The organism is Bdellovibrio sp. 22V, assembly GCF_030169785.1.
In the GTDB taxonomy this organism is placed as follows: domain Bacteria; phylum Bdellovibrionota; class Bdellovibrionia; order Bdellovibrionales; family Bdellovibrionaceae; genus Bdellovibrio.
On the sequence record NZ_CP125854.1, the window covers coordinates 1257512 to 1278817 of the forward strand.

General features: G+C 47.4%; 17 protein-coding genes. 2 read left to right on the plus strand and 15 right to left on the minus strand.

Features of this window, described 5'->3' with window-relative positions:
- Positions 1-62: 62 nt before the first annotated feature.
- The 3 genes from QJS83_RS06090 to QJS83_RS06100 form a co-directional block, all read right to left on the minus strand.
- Positions 63-671, minus strand: a complete 609-nt coding sequence (locus QJS83_RS06090) for a hypothetical protein (protein WP_284608259.1) — start codon at positions 669-671, stop codon at positions 63-65.
- 91 nt (positions 672-762) lie between these two features.
- A complete protein-coding gene (gene hpf, locus QJS83_RS06095) occupies positions 763-1113 on the minus strand; it encodes a ribosome hibernation-promoting factor, HPF/YfiA family (protein ID WP_284608260.1) in 351 nt (116 codons plus the stop codon).
- A gap of 79 nt (positions 1114-1192) precedes the next feature.
- Complete coding sequence (locus QJS83_RS06100) at positions 1193-1672, minus strand: hypothetical protein (protein ID WP_284608261.1); 480 nt, start codon at positions 1670-1672, stop codon at positions 1193-1195.
- Positions 1673-1773: 101 nt separating this feature from the next.
- Here QJS83_RS06100 and QJS83_RS06105 point away from each other — a divergent pair, with 101 nt between their 5' ends.
- Positions 1774-4005: a fibrinogen-like YCDxxxxGGGW domain-containing protein gene (locus QJS83_RS06105; protein WP_284608262.1), complete on the plus strand. Its 2232-nt coding sequence runs from the start codon at positions 1774-1776 to the stop codon at positions 4003-4005.
- Here QJS83_RS06105 and QJS83_RS06110 read toward each other — a convergent pair.
- Together QJS83_RS06110 and QJS83_RS06115 are read right to left on the minus strand one after the other, a co-directional pair.
- Entirely contained in the window at positions 3998-4546 is a 549-nt protein-coding gene (locus QJS83_RS06110) for a 5'-methylthioadenosine/S-adenosylhomocysteine nucleosidase family protein (RefSeq protein WP_374030206.1), read from the minus strand. The genes QJS83_RS06105 and QJS83_RS06110 overlap by 8 nt on opposite strands.
- Positions 4547-4559: 13 nt before the next feature.
- Entirely contained in the window at positions 4560-5057 is a 498-nt protein-coding gene (locus tag QJS83_RS06115; protein ID WP_284608264.1) for an adenine phosphoribosyltransferase, read from the minus strand.
- Between the two features lie 260 nt (positions 5058-5317).
- Here QJS83_RS06115 and QJS83_RS06120 point away from each other — a divergent pair, with 260 nt between their 5' ends.
- Positions 5318-9664, plus strand: coding sequence for a tail fiber domain-containing protein (locus QJS83_RS06120; protein ID WP_284608265.1), 4347 nt, complete (start codon positions 5318-5320; stop codon positions 9662-9664).
- A gap of 111 nt (positions 9665-9775) precedes the next feature.
- Here the strand turns inward: QJS83_RS06120 and rpoN are convergent, their stop codons facing one another.
- Genes rpoN through QJS83_RS06170 form a run of 10 tightly spaced genes read right to left on the minus strand, consistent with a single transcriptional unit; the run spans position 9776 to position 21301 of the window.
- A complete protein-coding gene (gene rpoN, locus QJS83_RS06125; RefSeq protein ID WP_284608266.1) occupies positions 9776-11206 on the minus strand; it encodes an RNA polymerase factor sigma-54 in 1431 nt (476 codons plus the stop codon).
- A gap of 36 nt (positions 11207-11242) precedes the next feature.
- The gene (lptB, locus tag QJS83_RS06130) at positions 11243-11965 is read right to left on the minus strand and encodes an LPS export ABC transporter ATP-binding protein (RefSeq protein ID WP_284608267.1); all 723 of its coding nucleotides are present in this window, start codon (positions 11963-11965) and stop codon (positions 11243-11245) included.
- Positions 11965-12990, minus strand: coding sequence for an LPS export ABC transporter periplasmic protein LptC (gene lptC, locus QJS83_RS06135; protein WP_284608268.1), 1026 nt, complete (start codon positions 12988-12990; stop codon positions 11965-11967). Before lptC ends, lptB begins: the two co-directional genes overlap by 1 nt.
- A gap of 60 nt (positions 12991-13050) precedes the next feature.
- Positions 13051-13641 carry an ExbD/TolR family protein gene (locus QJS83_RS06140; RefSeq protein WP_284608269.1) on the minus strand — a complete coding sequence of 197 codons (591 nt, stop codon included), beginning with the start codon at positions 13639-13641 and terminating at the stop codon, positions 13051-13053.
- Positions 13641-14117, minus strand: coding sequence for an ExbD/TolR family protein (locus QJS83_RS06145; RefSeq protein ID WP_284608270.1), 477 nt, complete (start codon positions 14115-14117; stop codon positions 13641-13643). Before QJS83_RS06145 ends, QJS83_RS06140 begins: the two co-directional genes overlap by 1 nt.
- A gap of 15 nt (positions 14118-14132) precedes the next feature.
- Positions 14133-14798: a MotA/TolQ/ExbB proton channel family protein gene (locus QJS83_RS06150; protein WP_284608271.1), complete on the minus strand. Its 666-nt coding sequence runs from the start codon at positions 14796-14798 to the stop codon at positions 14133-14135.
- Between the two features lie 48 nt (positions 14799-14846).
- Positions 14847-16937, minus strand: a complete 2091-nt coding sequence (locus QJS83_RS06155; protein WP_284608272.1) for an AgmX/PglI C-terminal domain-containing protein — start codon at positions 16935-16937, stop codon at positions 14847-14849.
- A complete protein-coding gene (locus QJS83_RS06160; protein WP_284608273.1) occupies positions 16934-17221 on the minus strand; it encodes a hypothetical protein in 288 nt (95 codons plus the stop codon). The genes QJS83_RS06155 and QJS83_RS06160 overlap by 4 nt, the downstream gene beginning before the upstream one ends.
- Before the next feature lie 22 nt (positions 17222-17243).
- A complete protein-coding gene (locus QJS83_RS06165; protein WP_284608274.1) occupies positions 17244-18092 on the minus strand; it encodes a tetratricopeptide repeat protein in 849 nt (282 codons plus the stop codon).
- The gene (locus QJS83_RS06170; protein ID WP_284608275.1) at positions 18092-21301 is read right to left on the minus strand and encodes a tetratricopeptide repeat protein; all 3210 of its coding nucleotides are present in this window, start codon (positions 21299-21301) and stop codon (positions 18092-18094) included. The genes QJS83_RS06165 and QJS83_RS06170 overlap by 1 nt, the downstream gene beginning before the upstream one ends.
- Positions 21302-21306: the final 5 nt, after the last annotated feature.

The following is a 21306-nucleotide window of genomic DNA, read 5'->3' on the forward strand; positions in this document are numbered from 1 at the left end:
AGCCATCCTAAATGCCCTTCGCATTTAGCGAGCGGCCAACCTATCAAATGAGCAATAGAGGGTCAAGAATCCTTGGGTTTGTGGTGGTAAAAATAAGCCAGCTCAAGGAAAAAGACTGTAAAACCTCCTATGAGGCTGATCAGTCCCAGGCCAATCATAAATTGAGTCAGATTTCTGCCCAAATCCGAGAGCGTGGACTCGGGAATTACGCCTGCATTCTGAAGGAAAAACATGAGCACATAGCCGGAAACGGAAATGAAAGTCCAAGCAATGGCATGCGTTCTATTCGTCAACAGCCCCACGATCATCGGAAGAACCGCAAACCAAATGAGTGTCGGCGAGTAAAAGCCGCCCGTATAAAATGCAAAAGAGAACTGAAAGATCATTCCCGCAACAACCATATTGTATGCGGCCGCTTTCATGGAACGCGTGAGTTTGTAAACCACGGGCGAAAGCGCATGAACGATCGAACATGTAAAACCAATCGTCGCCAACGTTCCGCCGGTCACAAAAAACAGCGAAACAAAACTGTACGTCCACATCAGCAGTCCCGTAATGACTGTAATGAGAATGAGCAGCCGGTATTTGTAAAGACGAGTGAGATCGTCCTCTTTAATAGAAGATGAAAAAAGAAAACTTGCCCAATGGAGATGTTCTTCGTGGTTCCGCATACGTTCCAAAATTAAGCACAATAAAAAAGGCGGTTTGCCTAAACAAACCACCTTCTGTGTATCTTATATATCGACTATTCCTATCCAGAGATCAAGCAGCTTTTCGCCAGCGCATTGCTTGATCCAATTTTCCTTCTTTTGTGAGTTCAGGTCTTTTATGGTTCTTGTACTGCTTGCTGATCTTGAGAAATTGTTTTTCCAATTTTTCAGCAACGGCATCCACCGCGCCGTAAACATCCGGCGAAAAAGCGGTCGCTTTAAAATATTTCTCTCGAGTATTCACGGAGACCTCAACACAGAACTCATTTTTCTGTTTGCTGAAATAGACGCTGCCGTACCCATCTCTAAGCAGGAACTTCGAAATCTCCGAGATCTTTTCTTCCGTATAAGTAACAAGTGAATCGGAGTGATCGAGGTGCTTAAAGGTATAGTTGAGTTTCATTTTTTCTCCTTTGGCTGCTGATTCAGCCCTTAATTCCTTATCGGTGGAGCTCGACCAAAGATGAGCTCTATTTTGAGACTCATTTGGATTTATTTTTGGTTAATTGGCAGGCCTTAAATATTTCGAGGTCTTCTCGATTTTTAAGGTACTTGCTGACGGGCGCCATGGATTCGTACGCCCGGCGACAATCCCCTTTTTCCGCTTCAATAGTTGCGTCGAAATAAGAATCGCGAAGGGCCGCGGGCAAACGGTCGACCGGGGTCGGTGTTAATGAACCTTCTTGAATTTGCTTTTTGTACTTTTTAATCTCGGCTTCCGCCTGCTTTTGTAATTCACGAAGATCGGCATAATGAGGCGGCAAATTCTTGGGTGCTTTTCTTGCAAGATCCGCAGCACCCTCAAAGTTTCCCGCATGAAAATAAAGTTTTGTCTTTTGATATATTCTTTCAAGCTCTTGGGTGTCCACTTTCTTTCCGGAACCAAATGGATGCGCCCAAAAACCTAAAGCCAAACCCACGCCTGCTGTGAAAACTGTCGCAAAATGATATGCCTTTTTCATAAATTTCTTATCGGAAATTTCCCGACGAAAGATGAGGCGGCCTCTGTGCCATTACAGAACAATAAGCTCATTTTTCTGCGATAAATTCCGATAAAGATTCTGTGAAAAGAAACACAACGGAACGTCTCATGCTTACGGTCTTCTTTTTATTGCTGGCAGTATCGGCGGAAGCTATTAATACGGCTTCCGAAGGGTTCAAACTTCTGCACGGCACCTCGATGAGTATTCCCGTCCATAGCAGCTGTAAGCTTCTTACCAACACTCATGCAACGAAAGACTACTTTGTTCCGACTCTGAATTTAACGGGATGGACGACATTTCTTTCTAATAAACCGGCTGCCGTGCAAACAAAAGATTGCCGCTCGTGCAAAGAGATCAAAGACAATGGCGGAGCTTGGACCGGCAGCGGCATGTACTATATAGATCCCGATGGCGCCGGTGCCAACGTTCCCTACGTCACTTACTGTGACATGACGACGGACGGTGGTGGGTGGACGCTGGTGTGGAGTAATACTCGCGGCGGTACAAATAAGCCTTTCACTAATATGAGTTTTTACGATGTGACGACGGCGTCTCTGCCTCGTTGTTCCGTCGCAAACGGAAGCACTTCGGCCAGTGGCGCGAACTGCACATCAGTCACTAGTAATAAAGAGCAGTTCAACTATTTCGTTAGTTTGAACCAATGGAATAACATCGCCAATCAACGCAAGTATATGGACTTCCTGTATGAGTGGCGAACGGATTATGGGAAAGCCGTAGCGCAAGCCGCGAAGCTCGCGTTGGAAAAGTTCGATCCGTTCCGGCAGTACACGATCAATCTTTCGAATCTCTCCCATATTACGGGCACGGTGGCGCCGGGAGTTTATGCTTATCATAACAACAGAGCTATGACCTCCGTTGATACAAATGTCACTATCGCCGGCACGATTTGCGGAACGAGCTATAGCAATAGCCCTTTCTGGTATCTTTCTTGTTGGACAGGCTCTTTCTTTGGTGGCGGAGAAACCTCTGCAGGCGGTTACGTTAACGGTGCTTACTGGACGGGCACGACGAAAGCGTTTGCAACAGATGCGGATGCCTCTGCGGGAGCGGCCGGAGGTAATGGTTGGTACTTCGTGCGTGAGTACGACACGTATGCGAATTGTTACGAACATAAAAAACTTGCGGGTGCGACAACGGATGGACTCTATACGATTGATCCCGACGGACCCGGCGGCAATGCCCCTTTTCAAGCTTACTGCGACATGACGACCGATGGTGGCGGTTGGACTCGGGTCTTCAGACACAATATTTCGGGAGGATATTTTGCCGACTTTGCAGCGGCTCTGTCCTCGAATCTCGCCGATCCAACGAATGCCAAGTATTCGATTCTGAATAAGTTAGAAAATTTCCGCACGCATGGAAAATTCTTTTTCCGTCTGACGTGGCCGGGATACACACAAAGAAATATCTGGTATCAAGCGACGAACCCAACGACGGACGTGGATGTCGGCGGTTATTATCCGCACACGATTGATCTGAACACGAACTTTTGGGGTGGACTTGAATACGGTAACGGCACGCATGGTCCGGTTAATAATAACAACTCCCTGCTGGACGGTTCCGTTGAATCAGGCAACTGGTGGTTTGCCGTGGGATCTTTGGTTGCCTACGGCACTCCGGCGGGAATTCCTTCATCAGGAACACTCTCTTCTGGGGGCGTTTCCGAGGTGAATCTTTGGGTAAAAGAAATTGATCCTCCGCAAGTGTATGCTTCATGTAAGGCGATTTTGGATGCAGGTTACGCTTATGGAGATGGCATTTACTATATCGATACGGATGGCTCTGGAAATAACAATCCTCCTTTTCCCGTCTACTGTGACATGAGTTCTGATGGCGGAGGCTGGACGCGAATCTTCGCTCACGATATTGCAGGAGGATACTTTGCAAATGGCACCGAGGCTCGTTCGGTGAATCCGTACTATCCGACAGCATCGAAGTATTCGATTTTAAATAAGCTTGAAAGCTTCCGTCGCTCTGGAAAATTTGAATTGCGTATCAACTGGCCGGGCTACACGCCGAAAAACATCTGGACTCAAACAAGCAACTTCACTTCACAAGCTGTTGCAGGGTACACGGCCGTTTCTATCGGTTGTTCTTCGAACTATTGGGGTGGACTCGAATTTAATAGTGACACTACGTCCGTTCTATCTGACGGTTCCGTGAATCACTCGAATTGGTTCTTTGCTATCGGGTCCTACGTTGCATGGGGAACGCCAGCAGGATTGCCTGCGTGTGAAGACATGGCTGGCGCCAACGTGGGCGTTCCCAAAGTGGAATTGTGGGTTAAGTAGTCACCATCTTCTTATAATATTCAAGAAGTCGATGCGCGCCTTTAAGAAGATTGGCTTCCCAATCGTTATGCGCGTTGTGATCCGCGCCGTCCGTGATGTACTTTAGTGAAATCAACTGCACACCCATTTTACGACACACTTTCGCAAGAGCATAACCTTCCATATCGACAAGGTCGCAGGGAATTTTTGTTTTACCCGTTTCGAAACTATCGCCCGTTCCGCAAATTCCTTTTGAAAGTTCAGGGAAATAGGGAATCAGTTCAATTGCTCCCGGAAGAGGATCATAGGGAGTCTCGCCGATCTTAAACCCCAGAGGAGAAATATCCATGTCTCTTTGCACGAAGCTTGCGACCTCAACAAGATCATGAGTTTGGAATTTCGAACTTCCCGCAGTGCCCAGATTAATAAGCACTTTGCATTTCGTTCTGTGAATTGTGTCCATCGCCGAAAGCGCGGCATTCACTTTTCCGATTCCGGAATAAACGACGGGAATATTTTCTTTTTCAAAAAGGCCTTGCGACTCTCCTGGAAGAGCCATCATCAGCGCGACATCATTAATATTGAACAAGGGAAAATACCTCTTCGTTATTAAATTTCATCTGATTTAAAAAAGTGAGATTCACAAGAACCGCCACCGAAGCGACGTTGTAACCTGCGGATTGGCTCAAATCAATAGCGGCCTGCAATGTACCGCCCGTCGCCAAAACGTCATCGACGATCATAATGTTGCCTTTTCCCAACGGCAGTTCGATTTCCGCCGTGCCGTACTCGAGCGCATAAGAAATTTTTTTCGTCGGAGGCGGCAGCTTCCCTGCCTTGCGAATCGGAAGAAAACCTTTTTTATGAGTGGCAGCCATGTGCGAAGCAAGAATGAATCCGCGGGATTCAATGCCCGCAAAATAATCGATTTGATTCAAGTTCACTTTTTTCACAAGGTTCTGAGATACGAAATTCATCGCTTCGGGATTCTGCAGAAGCGGAGACATATCACGAAACAAAATACCTTCTTTAGGAAAATTAGGAACGTCGCGAATCAAACTTTTCAAATTCATGCAAAACTCCTCGCTCCCCCATCTTATTGGGAAAATCCAGAGTCAGTAAAGCAACTCCGGCCCCGCGATGAATAGGCGAAGTCTTACTCAGGACGTTTATCCCAGAACTGGACTTTTCACTGGCAACATTACTGGGGCGTCAGGGCAATTACCAATCAAGCCTGGGTAGAATTTTCGGATCTCTAAACGACACATTATATATGAGAGAAAATTACTAATTATTGTTAAAACCTGATGAAAATCACGCCGATAAGTTACTTATGAAACTTACCGGAACGTTGCTTCTCATTTTAATACTTCCTCTGCTGTCTTTCGCCGGCCCGAATTCTTTGACCTATCAGGGACGTATTTTAAAAGTCGATGGAACTCCCCTCGAGTACAATAACGTCAGTTTCAGTTTTGAAGTCACAAGTCCCGATGGTCTTTGCGTTCTCTATCGCGAACAAGTGAATGGCATTAACATGACCAACTCCGGAGGCGTTTTCGATGTCGCTATCGGCAGCGGCTCTAAGAGTTATCCTGCCGCCGCGGGATTCAAACTGCTCGATTCGTTTGTGAATGCAGGAACGCTCAACTGTGATGGCGGTTCGACTTTTACTCCCGGCTTTGATGATATTCGCAAGCTGCGCGTGCAGTTTCATGATGGTTCCGGCTGGAAAGTGATTTCTCCCGATTCAGAAATTCGTTCAGTGCCTTACGCTGGTTATTCTTACTCGGCAACAAAACTGGGAACGAACAGCGCTTCGGACTTTTTGCTGAAAGCGGGAATTCCCACTTGTGGCGCCGGGACATTTCTTTCCTGGAATGGCTCGGCGTTAAGCTGTGCTGCCGTAGCGGGAGCCAGTGGCGGTACAGTTACGGATGTGACCTCTGCAAATTCTTACCTGACGATTATTAATGGCACGTCAACTCCGCAACTGACTTTGAATGTCGGTTCAACCGCGAACACTGTTGCTGCGGGTGATGATCCCCGTCTTTCAGATGCGAGAACTCCAACGGGAACTGCGGGTGGTGATCTTAGCAACACGTACCCAAATCCGAAGGTCGCGAAAATTCAAGGTGTCACCGTTTCGACAACGGCTCCGAATAGTGGCGAGTATTTTAAATACAACGGTTCGCAATGGATTCCCACGGTTATCACGACGTCTGACGTTTCGGGACTAGCGGCGGCTTTAAGCGGTTATGTTACGCAGTCTTATTTCAGTAATGCCGTTGCAAGTGCGAACTGTGCCCAACATCAAACGATGTATTGGGAAGCAGCGACGAATAGCTTTAAGTGTATGGCCATTAATGTCAGTGTCGCTGGAGACGTTAGCGGGACGATTGGTGCCGTGAGTGTCGATAAAATCAAAGGCGTGGCTCTTGATTTTTCAACGGCTCCGACAAGTGGGCAGACATTGAAATTTAACGGCACGAGTTGGGCCCCCGCGAACGACAACAATGCGGGCGGAACCATCACCGCTTTGACGGGAGACGTTTCCGCAAGCGGATCAGGTTCTGTGGCGGCGACAGTGAATTCTGTCGGCGGATCTTCGGCAGCAAATATTCATAATGCCGAGCTTGCCGCGAATGCCGCAACCGATGCGAATACAGTTTCGACAATTGTTAAAAGAGATGCTTCCGGAAACTTCGCCGCAGGCACTGCGACGTTAAGCAAAGTTATTTTGAAAGACTCCGGTTCGAATACGGTCACTTTGCAAGCTCCTAGTACCGTCACAACAAATTACGTTTTGAAATTTCCGGCGGCTCAAGGCGGCGCGAATCAAATGCTTCTGAACGACGGCGCAGGAAATCTTTCTTGGACAAGCTTGTCTTCCGTGGGCGTGACCAGTGTGGCCGTGACATCTCCGATTACGAATTCGGGAACAGCGTCTGCACCTAATATCGGAATTCAACAAGCCAACGGTTCACAGGCAGGTTATCTATCCAGTGCGGATTGGACCTCTTTCAACAATAAACTGGGCACGAGTTTGAACTCGGGAAATATCTGGATCGGTAACGGCTCGAATGTCGCAACGGCAGTTGTTCCGGCGGGTGACGTGACGGTTTCAAACACAGGCGCGACACTTGTTGGAAAAATTCAAGGTACCGGCGTTGTCAGCACGACTCCGACGGCAACAAATAATCTTTTTAAATACAATGGGACAAATTGGGCGCCTGGATTCATTGGTGTTGCGGATATTCGTTCGACGGCAGCAGGCAATGCGCAGTTTTTCCCGACAACGTGTACGGCGGCGCAAACCCTGAATTGGGAATCGGCGACGGATAAATATATTTGCACGAATATCGCGATTGGTGATTCACAAATCACTTATGCGGCGAAAGCGGCGAAAACATTTTTGGCGGCCCCCACAGCGGGAGGCGTTCCCACATTTAGAACAATTGCCTCTTCAGACCTTCCGACAACAGGAGCAGACGGCGCTTACATCAATGGTGGCAACTCTTTCGGTGCGAATGCCAGTATTGGCCTGAATGATTCTTACGGATTGGATCTTGAGACTGCGGGAACCCCGCGGGTTTCTATTTCAAACGCCGGTAAAGTCGGCGTGAACGCAACAAGTCCCTCTTCTCAATTTCAAGTACATGGCCCTGCCAGCGTGCAAACCGATTTTGCAATTGCGACGTTTCAAGATTCTTCTAACAACGGGATGAGTTTTGGTGTCGACACCACGAATGGTTGGAGCTGGATGTACTCGCGCACAGCGGGTGTCTCCCCTCGCCCGATTGCTTTCTTTGCACATAACTCGAATCAAATTCCTGACTTGATCATCGAATCTAACGGTCAAGTGGGTATCGGTACAAAAACGCCGCTGGCGCCATTGAATGTGGTGGGCAATGCCAATGGCGGAATCGCGATTCAAAAAAGTTCTGATGATAATGGCGGCGCCACCATCGCTTTTGCAAAAGCGCGCGGCACAAATGCAGCACGCACGGCCGTGCAAACTGGCGACAGATTGATGGGCCTTTATGGCGCTGGCGCTTACGATGCCACTAATTACTCGACGAATTCCGGCGCGATTCAAATTCTTGCCGCCGAAAACTTTACGGCGACTGCGAACGGAACCGCGATTGATTTCGGAACAACGCCCCTGGGATCGACGGCTCGGCAAACGAGAATGACGATCACGGCCGACGGATATATGGGTGTGGGTACCGCGCTTCCCGATGCCCGACTGCACGTCGCTGGAACAAATTGGGCCAGCAGTTCCATCTATGCGACTCGTTTCGAAAATGCGAATCAATCCGCAGGACACTGGTCTTTGAAAAGTCGTGGCGCCACCGTCGGTTCTTATGCACCTGTTCTTGATAACGATGCTCTGGCGACCTTCGGCGGAAGCGGCTACTACGGAACGACATCGACAGACTATGCAACGGCCGGGTATTTATCAATCAATGCGGAAAGTGATTGGAGCACCGGCAACACTCCGGGCTTTGCGCAATTTTTTCTTAACAAAGGCAACGGTTCTTATGCCGTGCCTCTTACTATGACAAGCACTTCGCGCATCGGTATCGGCACGACCTCTCCTTTAACAAATCTCCATGTCTCAGGTGCCGCCGACGGAGATGTTGGTAGTTATCTCATAAATGCCGATGATGGCGATCCAAACTCAAGAGCTATTTTCTTACTTGGAACAGCAACGACGGGCACAAGATATGGTTACATGTCACATCAAGGTGCCGGTTACACAGCCACCGGTGCACTTAAACCGCGCACAACTGTTGTTTCCGGAACTGATACCGGCGGTCTGAATTTGATGGCGAACAATCAAATCGGTCTTTGGATTGGCAATAATGAAAAAATGCGCGTGGCTGCGAATGGATATATCGGGATTGGTACGGACACCCCTCGACAACCTCTTGAGATTAATAAAGGCCACATCTTCCATACCGGAGGAGATTTGGTTTATTATTTCAACTCTTACCACAACGGCACTCAGAGGTACGGCGGATACGGCGGTGGCTCTGCATATGCTGGCGGCATGGGTTTTACTCCTTCAACAGGAAGTTTGTATTTCGTGACTTCTTCGGTCGCGGGAGCCACAGATGCGGCGGTTTCTGGCTCTAGCACTAGAATGATAATTGATAGAAACGGAAATGTCGGTATCGGCACGGGAACGCCTTCTTACAACTTGCACGTTATCGGCAACGCGGGCTTGAGTACGGGAACGGCATGGACAAATGCTTCAGATATTCGACTGAAGGATATTCACGGCGATTACGAATATGGATTGAACGAAATTCTGCAGCTGCACACCGTTCGCTATAACTATAAAAAAGGAAATGCTTTAGGCTTACCGTCCGATCACAACATGACAGGTTTCATCGCCCAAGAAGTGCAAAAAGTAATTCCTGACGCCGTCAAAGTTAGAAAAGACGGCTACCTAGAATTGAACGTCGACCCTATCCACTGGGCCACAGTCAACGCCGTCAAAGAACTCCATGGCTTATGCAAACAAAGCGAAGCTCAAATGAAGTCGATTGACGAAAGACTCAACTCCCACGACAGAGAAATCGCATCCCTCAAAGAAGAAAACCGCCAACTCAAAGAACAGTTAGAAAAACAAAACAAAGACCTAGAAGCCATCAAAAAGAAATTGGGTCTCTAAAAAAGACCCAAATAACAATCCAACATCAAAATCCAAAGATTCTCCTCTGAACAAAAAAACTCTATTTCCTAGAAAAACCGCGAACGAGTTTGCTTGGGTGACCTAAGGCAATTAGAAGTACTTCTTCCGCTGAGAAGAGGGAAGAATCTTCAACATGTCGCGATACTTAGCCACAGTACGACGAGCAATCTGAATCCCCTCAACCTTGAGCAAATCCACAATCTTCTGATCGGAAAGTGGATTCTTAGGATCTTCTTTCGCCACAAGGTCTTTGATTTTGATCTTCACGGATTCACTCGCCAACGAGTCCCCGTCAGAAGAACTGATCCCTGAGTTAAAGAAGTATTTGAGTTCGTAAATACCTTGCGGAGTGTGCACGTATTTCGCTGTCGTCACACGGCTGACAGTCGATTCGTGCATACCGATGTCGTTTGCGATATCGCGCAGGACCATCGGTTTTAGATACTCAGAACCTTTTTCGAAGAAATCGCGCTGGTGTTTCACGATCGACTCAGTCACTTTGTAGATCGTACGCTGTCTTTGGTGGATGGATTTAATCAACCACACCGCCGAACGCAGTTTTTCCTGGATATAGTCTTGAGTTTTATCGCCAGTGGATTTTCCGCCCTTCAACATATTCTTATAGAAGTTGGAAATCTTAAGACGAGGTAAACCATCTTCATTCAATGAAACGACGTAATCATCGCCGACTTTGTAAACGTAAACATCGGGCGTCACGTAGTGAGTGTCATTGCTGACAAACGCACGACCTGGTTTCGGATCCATCGCATAGATGATTTTGCACATCTCCACGACGTCTTCCACATCGCGACCCAAAGCTTTGGCAATAGCTTCGTAATTCTTTTTCTCAAGATCCTTCAAATGATTTTTAATCAAATTCACAAGATCATGAGTGTCTTCTTCCAGATGTTTTGCTTGAATCAAAAGACATTCTTTCAAGTCACGCGCACCCACGCCTGGCGGGTCAAACTCGTGAATCAAGGTCAAAGTGTCTTCCAAAAGACCGAGATCGACTTTTTCTTCTTCGGCAATTTGCTCGAGAGGAACTTTGATATAACCGTCATCATCGATGGCGCCGATCAAAGCGTCTGCGGCTCTTTCTTCTTCTTCAGAAAAGCCGTTCATTTTTACTTGCCAATAAAGGTGATCATGCAAAGTTTGAGATGCCGTAATGACATTCTCATAGTTCATGATCTCTTCAGAGCCCGCCATTCCTGATTGAGGAGGTTTTTGGTTGGCTTCGATATAGGATTCCCACTCAAACTCATCTTGTTTTTGCGGGTCTTGAACGTTGTGATCAGGAGCTTCCGCGTGATCGACTTCACTTGCGGCTTCTTTAGTGCGTTGTAGATCTTCTTCTTTCAGCGTTTCCGCTTCCTCAAGAATCGGGTTTTCTTCCAGCTCCGAGCGAACAGCCGATTCCAACTCCATGCGAGACATCTGCAAAAGCTTGATTGCTTGTTGCAGCTGCGGAGTGATCACCAGAGACTGGCTCAGGTTCATCGTCTGTCGAAGAGCCATTAAATGTTCCCTTTCCCGGCCCTCAGGCCTTTAAGACTACAATCTAAAATTTTCACCAAGATAGAACTTACGAGCGAGTTCAGAATTCGCGATTTCATTAGAACTTCCGCTAACCTGAATCTTCCCATCCTTCAATATATAAGCATAGTCGCAAATACCTAAAGTCTCACGCACGTTATGATCCGTGATAAGAACTCCTATACCTTTGGCCTTAAGATCGCGGATGATATTCTGAATGTCAGCGACCGCAATCGGGTCGATCCCTGCAAATGGTTCGTCGAGAAGCAAAAACTTCGGTTCCCCGGCTAAGGCGCGTGCAATCTCCACACGACGACGCTCACCGCCTGACAAAGCGTAACCGTAACTGTCGCGGATATGGTCGACGTGGAAGTCAGCAATCAATTGTTCTAATTTCTCTGCACGCTGGGCACCGGAATAGCCGTGCGCCTCTAAGGCCACGGTGATATTTTCCGCCACCGTGAGCTTACGAAAAATGCTGGGTTCTTGCGCCAGATAACTTAAACCCACACGAGCTCTGCGGTACATTGGCTCTTTGGAGATATCCGTATCATCAATTTTAATCACGCCGCTGTCTGATTGAACCAAGCCCACAACCATATAAAACGAAGTGGTCTTACCAGCCCCGTTCGGACCTAATAAACCGACAACCTGACCTGATTCTACGGAAAAAGTAGCGCCATCAACGACTTTGCGTTTTTTGAAAGATTTAGAAATGTCTTTGATGGTGAGCATGCTCATTATTCTTTTTTCTCCACTTTCGCACGTACTCTTTCTACCTTAACCTTTTTTCCGCCGTCGAGAAAGATGATTTCCTCACCAGAGAGTTCGTCATTATTCTGAATCACTTTAGGACGACCTTTGAACGTATATTTGTTTGCTAAAAGGTCTAGGTTGACACTTTCCGAAGTTGCAAACTTGTCCACGTCACTCACTCGCACCCCACCCTTCACCGCGACCGAACTCAAAACATTCGCGCCCGCTTTGTAGAGGAACGAGGCTTCGGGACCTTCGAGCTTCATATTGTCATATTCCATGCGAACGGCGCCGAGAAATTTCGCTTCGTTGTGTTTGCCGCTAAACTCCGCCCCATCGGCGGCGACTGTCAGCTTCTTGCCATCTTCAAGCGGCTTTTGTGCACTCACCTTTTGCTGAATCAGCATTTTCGACTGATCCACCAAAACCCTCATGCGATTGCCTTTAAGAAAAAGGCCCTGCCCCGAAGAGTCCTTAGGCCCCTGCATTAAGACTTGTTCGGGACTTTCAATCTGACGGGTTTTGGAAGAATAAAAAATAGACGGCGTTTTAAATGAATAGCCATTCTCGGAACGTGTAAGCACGTTTCCAATAACACTCAAATCTTTGGATTTGGAATCAATCGTGCCTTTGTCGCCGGTAACCGTGAATTCCACTTTTTCATTATTATAAAAAAGAACTTTAACATTTTTGAGTTCCCAAGTTCCCGCACCTTGACTTCCTTCGGCAGAAACCGCGAACAACTCCCAATCACGATTGCCTTGCTGACTTTCAACAAGGTGGACGCCTTGCATCTTTTGCTCAGCAAGGCTGGAGGGCTCTTCCTCTTCCACTTTCTCGCCGCGTTTGATGCGTTCTTCTTTGTCTTTTTGTTTTTTGCGTTCGGCATCAACGCGAGCCTGCACTTGTTTGTCATCCTCGTGCTCAAGACGAGAAGGAAACACAATGAGAACCTCAACAAACAAAATCACCAAGAGGGACGCAAAGATGAGGTTCTTAAATTTGGCCATAGTTTATCTGCGAAACGCGCAGTCCATTTCGATTCATGTCCTGCGCATCATAAAGGAAAATTAATTGGAAGTCGATTCTTGAGGCAGTTTAGTCACCGCGAAATTAATTTCGCCCGCCCCAGCTTCCGTTACTGTGTACAAAACTTTTTTGACGGTTAAAAAGTCCACGCCTTTATCGGCTTGAATAGTGACCTTGCTCCAAGCATTCGGGTCTTCTTCAGCTTCGCCGCGCGTGCTCTCAACGACGTCACGAATTTTATTCTGTAGTTTGCTTTCCTGTTCGGCTTTTGACTTCGCCAAAGCTTCCTGCAATTTGTCTTTCAAATTTTGGATCGCCCAGTCTTCTGAAGCTTTCACTTCTTCAAACGTTGCGACAGCGTCTTTATCGAGAAGAATTTCTTTGCTTGAAATCGTCACAACGTGCGCTGGTTTCAACTCACGCACCGAAGTCGCTTTCGGCAGAACCACTTCTTTAGGAATATAAAGAATTTCGCCTGTTGCATTGTAGTTTTGCAAAAGAAAGATCACAAGAACCGTGAACATATCCACCATCGCCGTCAAAGACAGCAGTGCGGTCACATCACGTTTTCCTTTACGCTTGCTCAAAATATTATGATAGCGATGTCTTTCGCCCGGTCTGAAGATGGCCATTAGTTAGGCCCTCCTGTCGCCACTGAAATCGCTGAAAAGCCAGCGCTTAAGCAGTTGTCCATAGCTTTGATAAGCTGTTCATAAGGAATTGCATCCGCCACGCTCACAACTGCATCCACTTTTTCAGGATACAGTTGTTTTACACGTTGCAATTGCGCCACAAGGCCCGCTTCGTCAAATTGTTCGTTCACCATGGGAAGACTGATGACTTGTTTCCCAACAGTTAAAACATAACCAATCTCTTTCACGTCAACTTTGAGCACCACATCCGCATTCGGAGGAGGAGTCGGCGTTGGTTGCGTGTCCGATTTTTTCCCATAGAGGGAACTCCCAATCTGAATCATAGACACTTGGGTCCAAACGGCCGTGATCAGCAAGAACGTGATAAGAACGCTCATCAAGTCAATAAAGGGAACGAGATTTAACTCGATATTCCTTTTTCTACCGCTGGATTCGCCACTATCTATGTGAGCCATAGAAAACCTCTACTACTAATCTTTAATCTTTTCTCTATTTGCAACTACAAGATTCAAGAGACTCATGCTTGTCTCAACAACTTCATTCTCAGTTTTTTGAATGCGATGCTGGAACAAACCGTAAGCAACGATAGAAATAATCGCCACCAAAAGACCGAACGCCGTACAGTTCAAGGCGTGCGAGATACCTTTGGAAAGCTCAAGAGCCTTTGTTGCAGGATCGGCTGCCGCTACCGCACGGAATGAACCGATCATACCAATGATCGTTCCAAGAAGACCCGCAAGTACGGCCACGTTACCGAATACCGCCAAGAAAGAAACCCAACCTTCTACTTTTGGCATTTCTCTCATAACCGCCGCATCCATCGCTACTTGCACTTCTTCGTCAGGGCGTTTGTTCATTGCTTGAACAAGACCTGCTTTCACAGTGTTAGTCAGCGGAGCTGGACGAGCATCGCAATAGCTGATCGCCTGGCGCAAATCACCGGCTACAACCATTCTGAAAATTTGATCTGTGAATTCTTTCTTATCTACAGAAAGATTTTTGAGCTTCATCAAGCGTTCCACGATCACGAATACCGCCAAGATAGCGATAACCGCGATCACGTACATGACGAAACCACCTTCAGCGAAAGCACGCTGGATGAAATTCATGTTGTCTGCTGCTACTGTTGGGTTCACGGGAACTCCTCCTTAAAATTCTTCTCCGTTATCCACGGAGTTTAAAAACTAATTCGCTTGATTTAACAAAAAGGGATACGCCTGTACTTCGGCCACAAGGCCTGGTGGAGGCTCAGGGAAAGTCCAACTTGCCAAACGATCTCTGATGCAGTTTTCAACTTGAGCATTACCCAATGTTGAACTCTTCACCTTCACGTTACGCGCTTGTCCTCTTTCAATGATTTCCCATCCTAAAACAACTTTACCTTCGAGCTTGCGCCCTTTTTCCATCGTGTTCAAAACACGCTCATAGCAGCTCTTCACTTCGTGAAGCTTGGCGCGAATCACGCGGCGAATGGCTTCTTTGTCAATCGTGCCGTCGAAAGATTCACCCATACCGCCGCCTTCGATGGCGACAGTTGTTTTGCTTCCAAAGCCTTCGCTGGCTCCATAAGCGGCTTGTCCCGACCCACGACCTTTAGTTCCGATTCCTGCGATACCTTGAGTCGCCGTACCTTTACCACCGGCACCCGCATCTTTGAATTTAGATCCCAAGTCTTCACCCGCACGGTCTTCGTTAAAACCGGAAGATCCCGTCGCCTTGTCGGCCATACCCAGAACTTCGCCCGCGCCGGAATAAGCTTTATCGATATTGGCGCGACTTCCACCGCCACCGAAGGCGCTGAAAAGACCCACTTTAGAAAGATCTTTGTTCGAGCTCTGCGCATTTGCTCCCGCAGTTTGACCTGTTTTAATCGCGCCACCTTGACGAGTGGACGTGAATTTTTTCGTACGGTCTTTCGCGTTCGGCTTCGGAGCCACTTCACTTGCACGCGCTGCCACTTGGTTACGTGCCGCTTTCGGCGCAGCAGGTCCCTTCTTTTGAGCTTCCTTCGTTTCGTCAGCAACAACCACTTTTTGCGGCGTTGGTGTCGGAGTCGGCTGCACTGCCGGAGGAGGCGGCGGTGGCGTCGGAGGTGTTGGCGTTGGTGAAGGCGTCGGTTTCGGAGGCGGATTATTAAATACCACCTGCGCGATACGCTGTACTTCCTCTTGTTTGTTTTCCTGCCAATCTTTGGGAATGGTCGCGGAAATATAAAGAGCCAACAAAGCCACCATCACAATCGACATCACCACGCCCGTCATTTCTGAGCCTGATAACATCAATGGTGGAAGCATAGGAACCACCGGAGCCTGCGGCACAAAGCGGATGTACAAATGAATGTTACCGCCCGGAAGATCCACACAGAGCATTTCATTTTGTTCAACACGCACCGAGTGACCTTGTCCACCGCGCGTCGCTTTACCGTTACGTGCAAGATCTTCAACAGGCTGTGTACCTGCGGAAGAAACCAACTGCACGTTCATTTCCGAAGTCGTGTTTACTTTCAGTCCACCGGCCATCTCTATAAGAGGATAACCGCGTGGCACAAGGCCGTCAGGCAAAGCGACTTGATTGTCGCCACCGGCATTCACACGAATCGTTTTGTTTCCTTTGAAGTGATACGTCGTCAAAACGCGTTCTTTCCACGCAACGATCACTTCAACGGTTGTTCCCTTACCGGGCTTCAAATGTGTTTTTAAATCAGCAATCTCACTTGGAGGCGCGAATGTTTTCGTTTTCTTCGCCTTCTTGTAAGAAACTTTGTCTTTACGAATTTCAGGACGAACCGGTGCCGTCGTGATAACAGGTTTGTCTTCCACCTTAGGTGGTTCCACCGGAATCACTGGTGTCACTTTGATTTCTTCCGTTTTCACCACCGCCGCTGGAGGCATTGGCGCTGAAGCGGGTTTCACTTCAGGAATCGAAGGCATCACAGCTTGTGTAGACACCGTTGCGCCCGGCGCCACTTTAGGCTTCGGCACACCGACGAAGAAAGCAATTTTAAACGGACCGATTTCAATTTCGTCACCTGATGCGACAGCTTCATCCAGAACAGCTTGGCCATTCTTGAATGTGCCCGTCGACGAACCGAGGTCGCAGACGTAATATCCGTTATCGCGTAATTCAATCAAACAATGAATCGGCGACACCTGATCGGAGTCTAAATCAAGATGCACTTCGGCGTTATGCCCGATCACGATTTGATCTTGATCGAACTGTTTAACACCAACGAGCTGATTGTTTTTGAAAATTCTAAATATTAAAGGCGCTCTCAATTCCCACCCCGAACCCGCTGAATATCTTCTGCTGTACGTCTCATCTCGGGTAAAAAGTTCTCTCTCAATTTAATCAATCTCTTATAATTGAAATTCTTCTTCTGAAAGAGATAGAAAAGCTCCGGCTTTTGCGTGGAGCCTTCGACTAATTCGTCTTCGAAACTCAACGTCGCTTTTCTCTCTTTACGAGTCGTTGTCGTTGTTGTCGACGATTGCGCAAAGCTCACTTCGAAGGCAGAGATCATCGCCAACAAAATTGTAATGTGTTTTACGAATCGCAACATAGACGCCACCTGACCCTTCATCCTATTTTAAACCAGCTTTCGCCTTATTTTCCAAAGCAATAATTCTATTGCGAGTATCTGCAGGCCCACCTACAAACTTTAGTCTGTTAATGACCTCGAGACCTTCTTGGTACTTGCCCATATTTTCCACTAACAATGAAGCATAATTAAATAAAGCTTCTTTGTTATTCGCGTTGTCTTTCAGGACCGCTTCGTACAAATCTTGAGCTTTTTCGTATTTACGGTTGGCCGTCAGAGCAATAGCGTAGTTATTCAAAACACGCGCATCACGAACGCCGCGCTTGTAAGCGGTTTCGAGCACGATCTGCGCTTTACCGTAGTCTTTTTCCTGAACGTAAATCGCGCCAAGATTTGCGGCGGCCACCGCTTCATCGCTGTTGATGTCCAATGCTTTACGGAAAGACTTAATCGCTTCACGACGCTCACCTTGCGCAAGCTGAACTATACCAAGGTTTGAGTACAGTTCCGCCATTTTGGGATTGGAGGCAATCGCCTTACCCAAGAAGTAGCGGCACAAATCAAAACGCCCGCGTTTATAGTGATACATCGCCAAAGCATTCAATGCTTTGGCGTCATTCGGAGATTGAGTCAGAATATGCGTCGCCGCTTGATAAATACGCTCATCGCTTTGCGCTTTAATCGCTTCATTTAAAGCAGAGTATTGCGACGGAGTCGCCACGACGGCAGGACGCACAGGCTCTTCCGCTACGGCGACCTTCGGCTCTTCTTTCACAGCCACAGGAGCTTCCGTCACCGTGTTCTCGCGGCCTTCGGTTTTCGTTTCTTTCACTGAAGACGAAGAACACGCTGACAATGCCAAGAGAGTGATAAGCAAACTGATCTTTTTCATTATTGACCTATCCAATTCACCAAGCGGATATCAGAACCGATCTCGCCGCCGTTGTAATACGTTTTTGGATCCAATTTGTTCATGTACTCGTAAGCTGTTTTGAAACCGTCATTATAAACTTCAAGTTCCCAACCACGCTCGACTGCGAGCTTGAAGCTTTCTTTCGCTTTCGTATTGAACGGCTCAGCGAACTTCTCTACTCCCGCTTTGTACTGCTTCGTTTCTTCCGCATTCAATCCCGGAGGAAGTGGCGCATTCAAGATAGCGTGAGCCATATTCTGGTTGGCTTCACCGAGAATACTCAGAGAGCTTACGATTTCTTCGGCACTGTCGTACTTAATAACTTCCGCCAACTCACCCGTCAGTTTCGTCAGCAAAGAAACTTTTTTGTCTGCTGCGGCCTTTTGTTTATTAGGATCCGCCGGGAAGTTGATGGCACGCATTTCCTTAAATGTATCTCGCGCCTCATCTAATTTAATTTTAGCGGCATAAGAGGCACCGACACCTTTTTTATTAGGGGCAAAACGTCTTTGGATCGCCAAAGTTTTTTGTTTCCATTCGTTGGATTTAGACGTGGCCCTTTGACGCCCATAAAGTTCGCTGACCCAGTAAGCGCTTTCAACCACTTTTTCCTGGTCGCGACCGCCGTTTTCAACGTATTCGGTGTAACGAGCGATCGCCGCTCCGTTTTGGCCCGCTTTACGGTGGATCTGCGCCATGCTGTAAACGGCTTCAATATTATCCGCGTGCTTTTTGTTCATTTTTGTAAATTCGGAGTAAGCACGGATAGCTTCATCCGATTTACCCAAAGCTTCATAAAGAACAGCCGCATTGAAGACCAAGTTCGCGGAAAGTGGATCATTAGGATTTTCCTGCGCAGCCTGCTTGTAAAGCTTTGCAGCTTCCTCAAACTGGGCCGAGTCCTGATACTGTTTCGCCAACAGACGGCGCGCTTTCGGCTTCAATTTTTCGGCTTGAGCATCTCTCGAACTCAAAACACCTTGGTATGCCGAAATTGCCTGCGTATTTAAACCCGCTCTTTCATAGTTTACGCCGGCGTTGAACAAAGCCGTCGAAGCCAAACTGGATTTCGGGTTTTGTTTTGCGAAGGCTTCGTAAACTTGCGCACTCTCGGAGTATTTTTTCGATACTTCCAAATCTTGACCGCGCTTGAACGACGCTTTTTCAAGAACGTCGCGGATGTCAGATCCTGCTTTAGAAGACGCAATGGAAGGAACCGCAAGCAGCTCGGCCCCGGTTTTTTCAAGACCGACGTAGTCTTTTCTTAGATTGTAAATATCCAAAAGAAGATTCGCAGAGTATTCCGCATATTTTGTATTGGGATGCTGCTGCACAATCTCACGGAAATATTTTGTCGCTTCGTCAAAGTGATTGCTTTGATAGTACAAGCGTCCCATTCGGAATTTGATTTCCACAGCTTTTTCCGAATTCGGGAACTTTTCCACATACCATTGACCGGCTTTGATAAAGCGGTCCACCTTTGGTTCCAACGGAACCGGATCCAAAGAAGTTCCTACACGTTTCTGCATCTCTTGATCGGAAGGAACGCTTCGTTCCACCGACAAGATCAAGTTTTGCGCGGACTTGTTGTAGAACTTGCTTTGCGGAGAGTTATCGACCACCCACTTATACTGCATGGCTGCTTCATCGTATTTCGCCATATCGTATAGCAACTCACCATAATAGAAGTGCATATCGCCGGCAGAAGCAGAATCCGGGAACTCACGCAGATACAATTGGTATCCTTCGTTAGCCTGCGCTTGCGAATAAGGTGCACGGGAGTTCTGCGCTGTTTGATGCTGTTGTAATACGTAGTTGCGCAAAGTCGTTTCGCGCAACTTGTATGAGTTTTCGATCAAATCCTTATTATTTTTATTTGCGGCATACCAAGCGCCGCTTTGATCGTAGTCTTTCACCCAGCCGTAAAGCTCGGTTTTAAAGCGCGAAGTGTTCTTCGCATAGAAATAGTTTTGCACGATCTGATATTGGTATTCGAATGCTTTTGGCGCCGTCGGATTCTGCGAGATCAAGAGTTTGAAAACTTCTCTTGAAGCGTCTTTATTCCCACGGTCGCTGTATTGGTAAGCCAGTCTTTCAAGGTAAGGATTGTAGTCGTTGCCCACGAGATTTTTAAAATAAGAAGCTGCTTTCGTCGGGTCGCCGCCTTCCGCATAGAAGACCACGATATCGCGAAGAGCTTCGTTTTCAAGACGATTACGGTTGACCGTTTTACGTCCCGCCAATTGTTCGCCCGTTTCGGCTTTGCCCGTTTTGATGATGAACTCAAGGTAATTCATCGCTTGTTGAACCTTACCAAGACGGAACAAACACCATGCGCCTTTATAAAGCGCAAACGTATGCAAACGATGCTTCTTTTCTTTGATCAAGAATGAATATTCTTTGTAGGCTTGCGACCATTTTTCGTTCTCGAAATAGTACTCTGCCAAAGCGAAATGCGCTTCGCCGACAAAAGGAGAACTTGGATATCCTCTTGTCAATTGCTCATAGTACTGAGCGCCTTTTTTAACGTCACCCAACTCAAAATAGTTATAGCCAAGGAAGAAAAGGGCCTGGCTCATTTTTTCGTCGCGCGGGAAATCTCTTTGGAACCATTCATAAAGCTGGACGGCTTTTTTGTTGTATTCGCGAGCTTCCGCCGTGTCGAGTTTCGGCTTCACTTTTGTTTTACCTGCCTGGAAAGCGCGAAGTTTCGCGTCGTACTCGTCCTGACGGCGAGAATCGATCAAACTTGCTTTCTCGACGTAAAGTTCCGCCAAACGCAACCACAGCTCCCCGCGGTTCGGGCTTGTTTTAAACTTTTGTGTCAGCTTGTACAATTCGCGGATTTGCTGATCCAAAACGCGTTCATACTCCGCACGCTCGCCACCCGCTGAAGATTCCCGCTGCATAATTTCAGAAGAACGCGGAGGCTTCACAGACTCCAGATTGTAATTGCGCACTTCACTTTTGAAACCCATGTTTGCTGAAGGCAATGACGTGTCCGTCTTTGACATCTGCAGACGGCCGCCACGGCTGTTTTCGCTTGCTTGCGACAACAACTCTCCCACTGTCTTTTTCTTAACCGTCTTTGTGACTTTAGTTCTGCTCTGAGCATGCGTAGTCAGTGAGCTGGCTAAGAGCAGCGTGGAAAGACCTGAAACTAGAAGTGGGCGCTTGTTGAATTTCATATTTT